This window comes from Fulvivirga kasyanovii, assembly GCF_009711405.1.
Lineage (GTDB): Bacteria > Bacteroidota > Bacteroidia > Cytophagales > Cyclobacteriaceae > Fulvivirga > Fulvivirga kasyanovii.
The window spans coordinates 13,443-28,741 of record NZ_SMLW01000626.1; the positions used below are offsets into that span (position 1 = coordinate 13,443).

The 15,299-nt window shown below is 42.9% G+C and carries 13 protein-coding genes; 4 read left to right on the plus strand and 9 right to left on the minus strand.

Annotation, left to right across the window (positions count from 1 at the left end; genetic code table 11):
* Positions 1 to 255 precede the first annotated feature (255 nt).
* Positions 256 to 750, minus strand: a complete 495-nt coding sequence (locus E1163_RS20865) for a DUF6702 family protein (RefSeq protein ID WP_246223801.1) — start codon at positions 748 to 750, stop codon at positions 256 to 258.
* Between the two features lie 69 nt (positions 751 to 819).
* Here E1163_RS20865 and E1163_RS20870 point away from each other — a divergent pair, with 69 nt between their 5' ends.
* The 3 genes from E1163_RS20870 (at position 820) to E1163_RS20880 (ending at position 6,049) form a co-directional block, all read left to right on the plus strand.
* Entirely contained in the window at positions 820 to 1,407 is a 588-nt protein-coding gene (locus E1163_RS20870; protein WP_155174405.1) for a HupE/UreJ family protein, read from the plus strand.
* 13 nt (positions 1,408 to 1,420) lie between these two features.
* Positions 1,421 to 3,649 (plus strand): M1 family metallopeptidase, encoded by a 2,229-nt coding sequence (locus E1163_RS20875; protein ID WP_155174406.1) that lies wholly within the window; start codon positions 1,421 to 1,423, stop codon positions 3,647 to 3,649.
* Between the two features lie 174 nt (positions 3,650 to 3,823).
* Complete coding sequence (locus tag E1163_RS20880) at positions 3,824 to 6,049, plus strand: M1 family metallopeptidase (RefSeq protein ID WP_155174407.1); 2,226 nt, start codon at positions 3,824 to 3,826, stop codon at positions 6,047 to 6,049.
* A gap of 84 nt (positions 6,050 to 6,133) precedes the next feature.
* Here the strand turns inward: E1163_RS20880 and E1163_RS20885 are convergent, their stop codons facing one another.
* The 5 genes from E1163_RS20885 to polA all read right to left on the minus strand — a co-directional run bounded on the left by E1163_RS20885 (position 6,134) and on the right by polA (position 11,461).
* Entirely contained in the window at positions 6,134 to 6,868 is a 735-nt protein-coding gene (locus E1163_RS20885) for a copper homeostasis protein CutC (RefSeq protein WP_155174408.1), read from the minus strand.
* 170 nt (positions 6,869 to 7,038) lie between these two features.
* Positions 7,039 to 7,341, minus strand: coding sequence for a type II toxin-antitoxin system RelE/ParE family toxin (locus E1163_RS20890; RefSeq protein WP_155174409.1), 303 nt, complete (start codon positions 7,339 to 7,341; stop codon positions 7,039 to 7,041).
* A gap of 3 nt (positions 7,342 to 7,344) precedes the next feature.
* Positions 7,345 to 7,587 carry a hypothetical protein gene (locus E1163_RS20895; protein ID WP_155174410.1) on the minus strand — a complete coding sequence of 81 codons (243 nt, stop codon included), beginning with the start codon at positions 7,585 to 7,587 and terminating at the stop codon, positions 7,345 to 7,347.
* A 104-nt stretch (positions 7,588 to 7,691) separates the two neighbouring features.
* Positions 7,692 to 8,642: a threonine ammonia-lyase gene (locus E1163_RS20900; protein WP_155174411.1), complete on the minus strand. Its 951-nt coding sequence runs from the start codon at positions 8,640 to 8,642 to the stop codon at positions 7,692 to 7,694.
* A gap of 20 nt (positions 8,643 to 8,662) precedes the next feature.
* Positions 8,663 to 11,461, minus strand: a complete 2,799-nt coding sequence (gene polA, locus E1163_RS20905; RefSeq protein WP_155174412.1) for a DNA polymerase I — start codon at positions 11,459 to 11,461, stop codon at positions 8,663 to 8,665.
* 195 nt (positions 11,462 to 11,656) lie between these two features.
* On the opposite strand from polA, the gene E1163_RS20910 reads away from it, so the two are divergent.
* The gene (locus E1163_RS20910; RefSeq protein WP_185156159.1) at positions 11,657 to 12,454 is read left to right on the plus strand and encodes a DUF4349 domain-containing protein; all 798 of its coding nucleotides are present in this window, start codon (positions 11,657 to 11,659) and stop codon (positions 12,452 to 12,454) included.
* Here the strand turns inward: E1163_RS20910 and E1163_RS20915 are convergent.
* From E1163_RS20915 to E1163_RS20925, 3 genes are all read right to left on the minus strand, one after another.
* Positions 12,451 to 13,734, minus strand: a complete 1,284-nt coding sequence (locus tag E1163_RS20915) for a 7TM-DISM domain-containing protein (RefSeq protein ID WP_185156160.1) — start codon at positions 13,732 to 13,734, stop codon at positions 12,451 to 12,453. The two genes, E1163_RS20910 and E1163_RS20915, sit on opposite strands and share 4 nt — an antisense overlap.
* A gap of 105 nt (positions 13,735 to 13,839) precedes the next feature.
* Positions 13,840 to 14,685: a dienelactone hydrolase family protein gene (locus E1163_RS20920; RefSeq protein ID WP_155174415.1), complete on the minus strand. Its 846-nt coding sequence runs from the start codon at positions 14,683 to 14,685 to the stop codon at positions 13,840 to 13,842.
* Between the two features lie 52 nt (positions 14,686 to 14,737).
* Positions 14,738 to 15,196 (minus strand): DinB family protein, encoded by a 459-nt coding sequence (locus tag E1163_RS20925; protein ID WP_185156161.1) that lies wholly within the window; start codon positions 15,194 to 15,196, stop codon positions 14,738 to 14,740.
* Between the last annotated feature and the right edge of the window lie 103 nt (positions 15,197 to 15,299).

Below are 15,299 nucleotides of genomic sequence, written 5' to 3' on the forward strand. Positions count from 1 at the left end.
GCTCAAGACGACCCGATAAAATTGTAAGACTGACCGGAATCAATGTATTGGTTCGTTAAACCCATTGCATTTCAGATACAGGTCGAAACCTTCGTCAGAACAGAAACCTGTAAAATTTTATTGAAGCCTGACTTAGAGCAGAGGATATCGAAAGCAGGATAATAGCAAGAAATATTTCTTTATAAAGCATAGTGCAGTTTTTTTATTTGACTGAAACATAGCCAATTAAAATAATTTATGCAAAATGCTGTATGGTCACTTGTTATACTCCAGTCTGTCGATTTTACGATCACCGGTAAGTTTCATACTCCTGATCTCCTTATCCACCTCCACATGCACCAGATTTACCTGATCGTCATATTCACTGGTCAGTATTTCACTATGCACCTGAATGGAGTTTAGTTTTTTTACCTTTTCTATTTCCATATAAGCATAAAGAGCGTCGCCTTCAATTTCATGGCCGAGGTAGTTGTGGGCTTCGGCTTTGCCATTGACAGAAATTTTGAAATTGGCTTTAAGGTATGCTTTTACCAGTTCATCGGTAGTAGTGCCTTTTGGGTCCAACAGATCAATTCGTTGGTTGCTATTATGGTTCCTGATAGCCAGCTCAAGGTCATCCAGGAATATTCGTTGAACAATTTCAAGAGCATTTCTCTCCCGGTCAAACTCTATGTCGCACACACTCACATGGATAGGGTGCATAAAAGACGACAAAAATATCACTGCCACTAACATGAAATACTTACGCATTGGTATAAATATATTTAACAAGTCTCACAAATATAGATTAAACTTGGGTCCTAAAACAATCAATCGTTTATGTCAGAATTCGGATTATATTTTGAGTTGGGGATTGATCACATCCTTGACGTCAATGGGTATGACCACATCCTTTTTGTTATAGCTCTTTGTGCCATTTATATACTTCAGGACTGGAAGCATGTACTTATTTTGATTACTGCTTTCACTATTGGTCATTCTATTACGCTTGCACTGGCCACCCTTCGTATTGTTAATTTTGATAGCGACCTGATCGAATTCCTCATTCCGGTGACTATATTTCTGACAGCACTCTCTAACCTTTTCAAGAAGGAGCGCACCATTCAAAGTAGCAAAATACAGACCAACTATCTTTTGGCACTATTTTTCGGGTTAATTCACGGGTTGGGGTTTTCCAACTTTTTAAGAAGCATTCTGGGCCAGGAAAAATCCATCGTATCCCCGCTATTAGCCTTTAACATCGGATTAGAAGTGGGTCAAATAATAATCGTTGCAGTTTTCCTTATAATTAGTTTTATATTGGTCGATATCTTTGGTGTCAAAAGAAGGGACTGGCGCATGGTCATTTCTTCAGCAACCGCTGGTATTGCCCTGATGTTGATAGTAGAAACAAAATTTTTGAATTAAATTTTTAAACCTAATGAAGAGAGTAATTTTAAGCCTGGCAGTACTGCTCCCTTTTCATTTTTCCTTAGCACAGGAAAAACAGTGGGAAGGCAAGTTTGAGCAGTTGGGCACTGAACTTCCGACCCCAAATGAATACCGAACAGGATCGGGAGCACCTGGAAACGAATATTGGCAGCAACAGGCCAATTATGAAATTGAAGTAGAGTTAAATGACAATAACCAAAGCATAACCGGAAAAGAGAAAATAACCTATATTAACAATTCCCCGGATGTGCTGAGGTATTTGTGGGTACAGTTAGACCAGAATGTACGTGAGCAGGGCAACAATACCCTCAAAGTACAGGAGGTGGCTGTTGTAGATTCCCTGCCTGCAAAGTTTGCTGCCCAGGGATTAGGGTTAGCCGATTATGATGGTGGTTTTAAGATCAAGTCGGTAAAGGATGCAAGTGGTAACGCTTTAAAATACATCATCAACAAAACAATGATGCGTGTGGATCTGCCGCAACCTTTGAAATCCGGTGAGTCTTATACATTCGGGATAGAGTGGAGTTATAATATCAACGACAGAATGGAGCTTGGCGGAAGAAGTGGTTTGGAGTACTTCCCTAAAGACGATAATTACCTTTACACCATCGCACAGTTCTTCCCAAGAATGGCTGTTTATGATGACTACGAAGGGTGGCAAAACAAGCAATTCCTCGGCCGTGGTGAGTTTGCCCTGCCGTTTGGGGATTACAAAGTGAAGATCACGGTTCCTTCTGACCACATTGTAGCTTCTACAGGTACCCTGCAAAACCCTAAGGATGTGCTAACCAAGCAGCAGATAGAAAGACTGGAACAAGCCAAAAAATCATTTGACAAGCCGGTGATCATAGCTACTGAAGCGGAAGCTATTGAAAGGGAGAAGACCAAATCCAACAAAAAATCTACATGGGTTTTCCACGCTGATAACGTAAGGGACTTTGCTTTCGCTACATCAAGAAAATTCATTTGGGATGCCCAGGCCGTTAAACTGGAGACTAAAACCCCGATGGCTATGTCGTATTATCCTAAAGAAGGTAATCCACTTTGGGAAGAAGAGTCAACCAAGGCTGTAAAAAACACTCTGGAAACATACTCTAAATACACCATTGAGTACCCTTACCCTAAGGCTATCTCAGTACACGCCGCATCGATAGGTATGGAGTACCCGATGATCTGCTTCAACTTTGGCCGTCCTAACGAAGATGGCACTTACTCAGATATCACCAAATACAGAATGATTGGCGTAATCATCCACGAAGTAGGCCATAACTTCTTCCCTATGATCATCAACTCTGATGAGAGACAGTGGACTTGGATGGATGAAGGTCTGAATACCTTCGTTCAGTACCGGACTGAGCAGGAGCAATATGATGACTTTCCTTCAAGAAGAGGGCCTGCAAAAGGCATCGTAGACTATATGAAAGGTGATAAAGCATTTATAAGGCCTATAATGACAAACTCTGAGCAGATAGTTCAATTTGGTAACAATGCTTACGCCAAACCAGCAACCGCGCTTAGCATCCTTAGGGAAACCGTAATGGGCCCTGAGCTATTTGATGCTGCTTTTAAAGAGTATGCTCAGCGATGGGCGTTCAAGCACCCTAAGCCTGCTGATTTCTTCAGAACTATGGAAGATGCTTCCGCTGTTGATCTTGACTGGTTCTGGAAAGGCTGGTTCTACACAGTTGACCATGTAGATATTGCAGTAGATGAAGTGAAGTGGTTCAAGCTGAGGACTGAAGAGTCTGACATCGAAAACAAAGGCAAAAAGGTGAAGAAAGGTGATCTTACAGCTAAAGAAGGAGAAGGCAAGGCCATGGATTTCAGCAACGGCCCCGAAGAGTTTTCTTTGGTAGAAACAGACCCAAGATACTATGGTGAGTTCATGAACCGTGTTGATGACAAAGCCATCATCCAAAAAGTAGCTGACAAAAACCTTTACCAGGTAACTTTTAAAAATGAAGGTGGCCTTGTAATGCCCCTGATCATCGAGTTTACCTTTGCTGACGGTACAAAAACGGTAGAGAAAATACCTGCTGAGATCTGGAGAATGAATGAAGAAAAAACAACTAAAGTATTTGCTTTCGAGAAAGAGGTGACCAACATCGTGTTGGACCCTAATGAAGAAACTGCGGATACTGACGTGGAAGACAATATTTTCCCAAGAAAGGAAGTACCCTCGAAGTTTGATGAATTCAAAAACAAGAAAGGGAAATAAAATAAACTTCTGCCAATCACCAAAAGCCTCTGAAAATCAGGGGCTTTTTTTATTCCGACACATTATTAAGACCATTTATAAAAGTTTTGCACATAATTAGCATAATTAGGAACTAACCGTTCACCGAAATGATTTAGATTAGCGTGTTATTCGACAAACCATAATACCAATAAGATGAGGAACAAAAGCATTTTTTTGCTGCTTCTTACTTTTTTGATCACCAATACCACATTTGCACAGGAAGAGTGGGGACAGAAGTTTGAGCAGTTGGGGCAACAATTGCCTACACCAAATTCATACAGGACCGGTTCGGGAGCTCCCGGTGTCAACTACTGGCAGCAGCAGGCTGACTACAAAATAGATGTTGCCATTGATGACAAAAAGCAAATACTGACCGGCTCCGAAACCATTAAATACTATAACAATTCCCCTGATGTACTTACCTACCTATGGGTACAGCTTGATCAAAACGTAAGGGCCAAAGGAAACCTCGATGCCCAAACAAAAACAGGGCCGATCAAAGACTCTACAACTGCAAAATCATTCCAATCACAAATGGCATTGGAGGATTATGAGGGAGGGTACAAAATTAAGGCTGTAAAAGATGCCGCGGGCAAGCCTTTAAAATACATCATTAACCGCACCATGATGCGTGTGGACCTGCCTCAGCCTATGAAAAAAGGTGATACTTTCACCTTCTCCATAGATTGGACATATAACATCTACGACCGCATGGTGATGAATGGCCGTGGCGGTTATGAGTACTTCCCTGCCGATGACAACTATGCCTATACCTGCGCGCAGTGGTTTCCACGTATGGCTGTCTATGATGACTATGAAGGGTGGCAGAACAAGCAGTTTATAGGAAGGGGCGAGTTTGCCCTTGCTTTTGGAGACTATGAAGTAAACATTACCGTACCGGCAGATCACATCGTAGCGGCTACCGGCGAATTGACCAATGCAAAGGAAGTACTTACAAAAACCCAGTATGACCGGTTGGAGCAGGCTAAGAAAACTTTTGACAAGCCAGTATTTATCGTAACTGAGGAAGAAGCCATCGCCAACGAAAAAAGCAGGGCCACAAAAAATAAAACCTGGAAGTTTGCAGCCAAGAACGTAAGGGATTTTGCCTTTGCATCATCAAGAAAATACATCTGGGATGCGCAGGCTGTAAAACTGGCTACCAATACTCCCCTGGCTATGTCTTTTTACCCTAAAGAAGGCAACCCGCTTTGGGCTGATGAATCAACCAAAGCTGTTAAAAACACCCTTGAGGTTTACTCTGAAAGAACCTTTGACTATCCTTACCCTGTAGCCATTTCAGTAAACGCAGCGAATCAGGGTATGGAGTACCCTATGATCTGCTTCAACTTTGGAAGGCCAAGAAATGGCGTGATCTCAGAAAGATTGCTGGATGGCATGGTAAGTGTTATCGTACATGAGGTAGGACACAACTATTTCCCCATGATCGTTAACTCTGATGAAAGACAATGGACCTGGATGGACGAAGGACTGAACACTTTCCTTGAAAAAGAAACCAAAAGGGAGCGCTACCCGAACCTTGACCTGGAGTGGGGAACACCAAAAGGCGTAGTGGACTATATGAAAGGTGACAAAGACAATATCAGGCCTATCATGACGAACTCTGAGCAGGTAAAGCAATTTGGCTACAATGCCTACGGCAAGCCTTCCGCAGCGCTTACTGTGTTACGTGAGACAGTAATGGGGCCGGAACTGTTTGATGCTGCTTTTAAAGAATATGCCAACAGGTGGAAATTCAAGCATCCTAAACCTGCAGACTTTTTCAGGTCTATGGAAGATGCCTCTGCAGTTGACCTGGACTGGTTCTGGAAAGGCTGGTTCTACACGGTTGACCATGTGGATGTAGGCATTGAAGAAGTGAAGTGGTTCCGTATGCGCACCGAAAGTGCTGATATAGAGAACAAGGGCAAAAAAGTAAAGAAAGGCGACCTTACTGCTAAGGGAGGCGATAATAAAACGATGGATTTCAGCAATGGTCCCGAGGAGTTTTCTTTGGTAGAAACAGACCCACGATATTATGGAGAATTCATGAACCGGGTAGATGACAAGGCCATCATGCAAAAGTTTGAAAACAAAAATCTTTACCAGGTAAAGTTTGCCAATAAAGGAGGTCTGGTAACTCCGTTGATCATTGAATTTACCTTTACCGATGGCAGCAAAACGACCGAGAAAATTCCTGCCGAGATCTGGAGGATGAATGAAAAGGAGGTGACCAAAGTGTTTGCCTTTGAAAAAGAAGTTGCGGCCATCAAATTTGACCCTAATGAGGAAACTGCTGACACGAACCCTGATGATAACACGTTCCCTCCAAGGGAAGCAGCCTCAAGGTTCGATAAGTTTAAGCAGAAAGTGAATTAATGAGCTGATATCATTAAAAATAAGGCCGTCAAAAAAATTGACGGCCTTATTTTTTGTGCCTCTATTGCTGGTACTCAAGCGACCTCACTCAACCAACTCCCTCATTTTCCTGATCTTCTCCGGGTCAGCAATACGCAATTTAAATTCAGCTCCTTCCTCAGAACCCATACCGGCTATTTGCTCATTTCTATAATCCATGCCACCCTCTTTATAACTCATAGCCGAGAAGTGAATTTCATTTACTTTAGCCTTGTTAACTATTTCGCCCACAGTTTGCTCATTGACCCCTGATCCCGGCATAATAATAATCCTTCCGGCCGCCCGCTTCTGAAGTTCTGCAATTAAATCCACGCCATCGATCGCCCTCGACTGTCCTCCAGATGTTAGAATCCTGTCAAACCCCACTTCGATGCAATCTTCCAAAGCCTCAAAGGGATCCCTGGCCATATCAAATGCACGGTGGCAGGTCACTTTCAATGGCCTTGCTTTATCGATCAGCTCCTTGCAGCGTTTTTTATCTATGGTTCCGTCCGCGTTCAATATACCGAATACCACCCCGTCCACACTCAGTCGCTGGCACTGGCTGATGTCCCTTTTCATCGCATGAAACTCATAACTGGAATACAAAAAATCACCACCCCGAGGCCTGATCATGATGTAAACATCAATGGACAAATGCTGTCTCACTACTTCAATTACGCCATAGGAGGGCGTAGTCCCTCCCTCTCCCGGGTTATCACATAGCTCTATGCGATCTGCTCCCCCTTCCTGCGCTTTAAGGGCAGCCTCAATGGAATAAACTACTATTTCGAAAAGCATTGGATTGCAATTAAAATTGAAAAAATATCGTTATTAAAATTAATTCATGTTCAGCAGAGTAAATAACAACCTCTGATTAAAGGTCTATCTACTTTCTTCAACTGTTGGATATGGTTCACTGTAAAAACAAACTTTTGCTATCACAGCAACCGAATTTGCAATGAGGTGTTTTAGCGTGACAGATATCTTTTTCTAATATTTTCGGGATGTTTACCCATATTAAAAATATCGATAACATAAACAGTTTCTCCTTCTTGTAGATATATGATTTTATAATCTCCTTCAAGAACAAAACGATGCCCTTGATTAAGATTACGCAGTTCTTCAACAATATGTCCTCGATTAGCAAGAGTGGACAATGTTGCTGCCCTATCCAATATTTTATCTACTAGCTTTTGGGCTTGGCTTTTAGGAAAGTGACAGTGTATCTCCCGAAGGCCTTCTTCGGCGAGATCAGTTAGTTCGACAATCATTAATTACCAGTTCTTTGCCTCTTTCCGAACTTGTTGGATGCCCTTTGTTCGGCCTTCTCTTATGGATTTATTGGATGCCTCAGCACGAGCAATTAATTCTGATTGGCCGATAGCCTCTCCATCTGACTTATATCCCACAGCTTCACTATTTTCTTTCAATATCGCTTTGATTCTGGCAATAATGTTAAGATCCTGAACTCTGGCTAGTTGTTCAATTAAAACAAGCTTTTCTGACTGTATATCCATAATACTGGATTTGATTTATGTAAAGATAACACTTTCAGTCTTACTTTTGGTTTCATTATTGCCTCCCTTACTAGAGGGCTCCATAAATCCTAACACATAAAAAATCAAAAAGGCAACGCCTTCAAATCCACATTTCCTCCACTGATCACTATACCTACATTTTTGCCGGCGAACCTCTCTTTGTTTCTGAGCAAAGCCGCCAACGGCACTGCTGAAGAGCTTTCAACGACAATCTTCATTCTTTCCCAGATCAATTGCATAGCAGCTACAATTTCAGCGTCGTCCGCCAGTAAGATATCCTCAACGTGCTTCAATATGATCTCAAAAGGCTTTCTGCCCAGTGAGGTTCTTAATCCATCACAGATGGTTTGCGGATTGGTTTGAGGTACCAGTTCCTTCGATGTAAACGATCGGTAGGCGTCATCTGCACCTGAAGGTTCGCAACCTATTACTTTGGTTCCTGCTGAGAAATAATGAGCTGACAATGAGGTTCCACTAAGCATGCCTCCTCCACCAACAGGTGTCAGGATATAATCCAGTCTGTCATTAATATCCTCAATCAGCTCCTTCGCCGCAGTACCTTGCCCTTCTATAATGCGGTAATCGTCGTAAGGATGAATTAAGATGGCTCCGGTTTCGTCAATCACCTTCTGCAAGGTATCCTCCCGCGCCTGTAAAGTAGGTTCACATTCTATGAGCTCAGCGCCATAGCCCAATACAGCCGCTTTCTTTACCGAAGCAGAATTGGAAGGCATTACAATATAAGCCTTTACCCCGTTCTCCCTCGCAGCCAGTGCCACCGCCTGAGCATGATTGCCCGATGAGTGAGTGGCTACACCGGCTTTTCTGTCTTCGGCAGGCAGCGAAAGAACGGCATTCATCCCTCCCCGTGCTTTAAATGCACCTACTTTCTGAAAGTTTTCACATTTGAAAAAAAGATTCGCTCCCGCTATTTTATTCAGGCTTTCGCTGGTATAGACAGGCGTGCGGTGTATAAATGGGGCGACCCTTTCATGGGCTGCCATTAAAGACTCCTGGTCCGGTATTTTTGACATACGTATATTGACTATGTGTTTTAGTGTGCTTTCAACCAGTTCTCGCCTACCCCTACCTCTACTTCCAAAGGCACTTCCAGGCTTACTGCCGACATCATCAGCCTGATCACATTTTCTTTGACCTTTTCTACCTCATCTTTGGGTACATCAAAAATCAATTCATCATGCACCTGCAAGATCATTTTTGTTCCCAGATCTTCTTCCTTCAACCACCGGTGAATGTTAACCATGGCGATCTTAATGATATCTGCCGCACTACCCTGGATCGGGGCGTTGATCGCGTTTCGTTCGGCATAACCCCTCATGGTAGCATTTCTGGAATTGATGTCCCTGAGGTATCTTCTTCTTCCCTGGATGGTTTCTACATACCCCTGCTCCTTGGCTTTGTTAATGGACTCATCCATATAGTTCTTGATGGAAGAAAACTCCTTAAAATACGCTTTTATAATATCATTGGCCTCAGCCCGTGGGATGTTCAGATTTTGTGAGAGACCAAAGGCAGATATGCCATAGATGATCCCGAAATTTACCTCTTTGGCCTTCCTCCTCATATTCGGGTCTACATCTTCAAGGGATACGTTAAAAACTTTGGCTGCAGTAGTGGCGTGGATATCCCGGCCATTTTTGAAGGCCTCGATCATGTCTTTGTCCTTAGCAAAAGATGCTGCTATACGAAGTTCGATCTGCGAATAATCCGCTGACACCAGCACATGATTTTCATCCCTTGGTACAAATGCTTTTCTGATCTCCCTGCCTTTTTCCGTTCTTATCGGAATATTTTGAAGGTTAGGGTTATTCGAACTCAATCTGCCAGTTGCTGCCACAGCCTGTCCGTAATCAGTATGCACCCGCCCATCGCTGGCACTGATCATCTTGGGCAGTGCATCCACGTAGGTGGATTTTAATTTTTGATATTCCCTGAACTCCAGTATTTTTCTGGCTATATCATGCTCGGCTGCCAGTCTTCCCAAGATCTCTTCACCTGTAGCATACTGACCGGACTTCGTTTTTTTAGGCTTTTCAATAAGCTTGAGCCGGTCAAACAGGATCTCTCCCAACTGCTTAGGTGAAGCTATATTGAACTCACAACCCGCTATTTTATAAATTTCCTCCTGGGCCTGTAGGCTGGCTTGTTGCAGCTCGGCAGACATTTGTTTCAATGCCTCCTCATCTATTCTTACCCCTTCGTACTCCATGTCAGAGAGCACATAAACCAACGGGTGTTCAACTTCTTCAAGCAGGCTGTCAAGCTTTTTCTCTTTTTTGATCTGATCTGACAGCACTTGTTTTAACTGCAGTGTAATATCAGCATCTTCCCCGGCATATTCCACTACATCTTCCGGGGCTATATCGCGCATATTTCTTTGCCGCTTACCTTTAACACCCAAAACAGAAGTAATAGGTACACACTTGTAATTCAGGTATTGCTCTGCTATGGCATCCATGTTATGTGGCATTTCAGGCTCAATCACATAGTGGGCCAGCATAGTATCAAATATTTTCCCCTTTACATGAACACCATACTTTTTCAGGACCAGGATATCGTATTTAACGTTCTGACCTATTTTGGTGATTTTCTCATTTTCCATCACAGGTTTAAAGTCCTGGAGGATTTGCTTCGCCTCCTCAAAGTTCCCCGGAAGGGCCACATAATAGGCTTCACCTTTCACATACGAAAACGCCAGGCCTACAATCTCCGCCTCCACGGCATCAATATTTGTGGTTTCCGTATCAAAACAGAATTCATCCTGTATTTGAAGGAATTTTATCAGTTCATTCCTTTTTTCTGCTGACGTCACCAGGTGGTAGTCATGATCCACCGTTTTGATACTGGTCTTTTCAACCGCTACAGTTTCTGTAACTTCTATGGCTACTTTACTCTCATCACTGAACATGGAAAGCTGCCCTGACGCAGATGTTGTGGTTTTTCCTGTTAATTCTTCACCAAATATCCGCTTCATAATGGTCCTGAACTCAAGCTCTTCGCATATCGGCTTCAGCTTTTCCTCGTCAGGCCCTTCATATACCAGATCCTTTTCATTAAACTCAATAGGCACCTCAGTATTAATCGTTGCCAGCTCCTTTGAAAGTATTCCTTGCTGGCCATAGGTCTCTACATTTTCCTTTTGCTTTCCTTTGAGCTTATCCACGTTTGCCACCAGCTCTTCCACAGAACCAAATTCTTTAATGAGTTTTGACGCAGTCTTGGGCCCGATACCCGGAATCCCCGGAATATTATCAGCCGTATCACCCTGCAAGCCGAGCATATCTGTTACCTGGTCGACACGTTCTATATCCCACTTGGCCAGTACCTCAGGCACACCCAGCACATCTACGGCATTGCCCATGTAAGCTGGCTTATATAAATAGACATGCTCCTCTACCAACTGCCCAAAATCCTTGTCCGGGGTCATCATAAACACTTCATAACCCGCTTTACCCGCCTTCTTGGCCAGCGTACCAATGATATCATCCGCTTCATAACCATCCATTTCGAGTACAGGAATGTTAAATGCCCTGACAATATCCTTTACCACCGGTATCCCTACTTTTATGTCTTCAGGCGTTTCTTCACGATGCGCCTTATATTCGGCAAATTGCTCATGCCTGAATGTAGGCGCTGAGGTATCAAAAACTACAGCTATATGGGTCGGCTTCTGCTTTTGCAATACCTCCAGAAGGGTATTCATAAAGCCGAACATCACACCGGTATTTACACCCTTAGAACTGATCCTGGGGGTTTTACTGAATGCAAAATGGGCTCTGTATATAAGTGCGTAGGCATCAAGAAGAAATAACTTTTTTTCGGGTTTGCTCATGCTCGTAAAGGTATGCAATTGAAATTATAGATGATAAAAAAATAAAAGTGACTTTTTCAGCTATCAAAGTTATGGAATTAGCTAGTTTGTAACATCTATAATAAAAATGTAAATAGATATTCAATGAAAAAGTATGCAACCCACCTCCTGATAATAATCGCTGCAAGCATGACAGCATGCCAAAGCGAGCAAAGCATGAAAAGTGAACTTGGCTATTCGGAAGAAGCTGACTATGAAATGATCGAAGACGCTCTTGAAATACCTGTAACCGAACAGGCTCCTCCTCCGGATGTCAGGTTCGCCAGCCAGACCGAACCTGTTGAACGGAAGGTGATCAAAACAGCCAATGTTAATATGCAGGTGGAAAACCTGGATTCTGCAAAAGCAAATATTGACCAGATCATTAAGCGGTACAATGCCTACGTAAGCACAGATAACCGCACCAATAATACCTACAAGTTGTCCCTCGACATGACGATCCGTGTACAGCAGGACCAGTTGGATGATATGCTGAAAAAAATACTGTCACAGGCTTCATTTGTCTACACCAATAACATCAATGCTCAGGATGTGACGGAGGAGTTTGTAGACCTGGAGATCAGGCTAAAAAATAAAAGGGCCGTGGAGGAGCAATACCGAAAGCTGCTGCAAAAGGCCAACAAAGTGGAGGACATCCTTAAGGTTGAAAATGAACTTCGTATGATCCGCGAAGAAATAGAATCAAAAGAGGGAAGGCTTAAATATTTAAACAGCCAGGTAAGGATGTCGACTATTCATCTTACTGCGTTTCAGGATATATACCATGCCAGCCAGGCTCCTTCGAAGGGGTTTTGGCTCAAGATCGCGGATGGGTTCAGTGGCGGATGGTATCTTTTGCAAGAAATTATCATAGGCCTTATCTATACATGGCCGGTGACTCTGGTGATCCTACTTGTCATCTTTCTTCTTAGGAAACGGTTTAAAAATCTGCGCTTAAAAAGAAACAGGGGCTAAATGCCCCTTAACCTTCCTTCAAGGCTGCGGGTCTTTTCTTCCTCAAGGATTACGATCTGTTTGTAAGCCCCCACGAAGTGATATGCCAGTACCAGTGAATTGAGAAAGAAAATAGTGAGGTAGCCAAAGTTGAGGAATATAAAATTAACCTTTACTACCAAAGCATAGGCTGTCAGTTCATAAGTAAAGAGTGCAATGCCAATAATAATACTCATTGCACTGAACCAGGCCTCGTATTGCTTTTTGAATATAGCCCTGACGATAACGACAATGGCAAACAGAAAATTGACTGCTATAAAAAACTGGTAAGCAGGGAGCAACTGCGTGAAAAATACCGGAGGTAAAATGATCGTTAACGCAATGATGCAGTAATTGATCATGATAATAATGTACTTAAAAATCGATTTCTTATCATTCAAAAACACCTGACTGATAAACAACATACCTACCAGCATGCTGAGGTACAATGAGAGGTACTCGACTTTAACAGCCAGTTGCCAGCTTATGCCGTCGAAGAAAGAGGTGATAAGATAAATATTGGAAAAAAGGGAGCGTATACCCCAAAAAAGGCATAGGAGACCAAAGTATAGCGTGGCACTCTGCCCTTTTCTTATCAGGAAAAAGCCAATAAAAAAGGCTCCCAAAATAAGTAGCCCGCCAACCAGAAATACATTGGACACCATAATGGATTCATGGTGCTTATTAATATTTTCAGGCGTGCCAAGCTTAATGGATTTATGCACACCTCCACGATTGTGGTGGAAATTAGAAACCTGTAATATAATTTCAAGGGTCTCTCCGGGAGCCTCAAAGATCTTTACATAGGGTTGCCATGCAGGCTTTGCCCGGGAAGCTTCCGTTGAAACTGTACCGTTGGACGCCAGCAGGGTGCCATTGACCCACAAGGCATAGTTAGTGTAAACATTGGGAATGTCCAGACTAAGCAGATCGGGCTTTTCGTCCTTTTTAATTATAAGCCTGTATGTGGCATATCCCTCACCGGTCAGCTCAGTCCGCCCAAGTTTGAGGTCATTCCACACAGCAGGCATTTTTAAGTATTGGGGTTCAGGCTTGTTCTCAGCCACAAAATCGGCGGGAAAAAGCACCTGCTTCCAATAAAACTCCCATTCTCCGTCTAGTGCTATTGGGCCGGCGCTGTTAAAATCAGTGCGGGTAAGATCAAGGCTTCCGTGCTGTACTTGGGGTTGGGAGATAGCAGGAATAGCCAGCAGCAATAATAGGAAAGCAGCAAGCTTACTTGCGCTAAGTGGTTCAGCCATAGACATTTTACGATTGGTTTTAGTTTACCATCGTGCAAGCTAGCTGCTAATATTTTTAAATCCTAAGCAAAAACGCGGCAAAAGGTACATGAGGCTGTAATAGCCTTAATCCAACACTCTTTTGAGGAAAGCCATGGATTTTTGGTAAGCATCTTCTGTTGCTTCCTTATCATAATCAGGGTTACTGGGGTTAGCAAAAGCATGCGAGGCCTCATAAAAATGAACATTGAGCTCTTTTTGAGCCTCCTCCATATCTTTCTGGAAGTTTTCAACGATTTCAGGTGTGATCCACTCGTCCTCTCTGGCGAATATGCCCAGAACAGGAAAATTTACTTTTTCTTTAATTTTCTCTACATCCTTTTCCGGCATGCCATAGTATATTACTGCGCCCTGAGCCTCGCTTCCAGCCATCATGGCAGCCTGTAGTGCCCAACCTCCACCAAAGCACCAGCCAATAGTAGCTATCTCTGAACTATTGCCGGCATAATCTATCGCTCCTTGTATAATAGCCCTTGCCCTTTTATCATCCACCTGGCTCATGTACTCCGATGCTTTTTCCCGGGTCTCTGCTACCTTTCCGTCATACAGGTCCAGCGCCAATACATTTACAGTACCCAGGTCGCTGTAGTACTTCTCAGCCATTTTTTTAATGTGCCCGTTTAAGCCCCACCACTCATGGATCACAAACAGATAATCGTCAGAATCTACCTGGGATTCGAGCAGATACGCATTGGCGGTCTTTCCATCCGAGGTTTTGATTTTGATCATCTTACCGATTTTGCTGCGGTGTACATACGGCTCTGGTACCGGGTGTTCACTGTTAAACTTCTGGTTTGACGCAAACATGGCAAAACTTTCAGTAGCCGGAGTATGACATATGGTGATGTCACTCTGGGCAATTAGTAAATTCACTGAAAATAATAAGGCAATAAACAGGGTAAAGGTTTTCATGGTTGTTAAGGTTTTATAACTATAGCTTTAACAAGCCCACAAAATATTTTGTTTATTTCTGCCTTGCATAGACAATATAGTCTGTCACAGGAGGCTCAATACCTTCTTCCTTTAAAAGCATGGCAATCTGTCCCCGGTGATATGTGCTGTGGTTCAACACCTGATTGATAATTTCACGTATGGTGTTTTCAAATTTTTTGCCTGCGGTATTTTTATAAAAGATCATTTCCTCAAACGTATCAAACTTGTGGCCGTCCAGGTAGCTGAGCCAGTTTACAGAACTCTCCTCCGTCATGCTGCGCAACTCCCTAAGTTTATACTGCTCCCATAGAGGAAACGGAGAGGTGGGTATATCTTTAATGCGGTTTAACCATATGATCTGGGCGGACAAAAGGTGGCTAAAAAGCAGTAGTATCTTGTCATTCTTAACCTCACTTTTTTCAAGGGTGATCAGTACCCTTTGGTTTGCCCATGCATTATATTGAAACAGATCCCTGAAATGCTTTTTCATCAGTATGTTAATTTGTTAATTCCCTTTTCGGCTTTTAGAGTAGCGCTATCAATATTCTGACCTTACTCCGCCTTATCACTAAATTATAAAATAGATTCCTTAT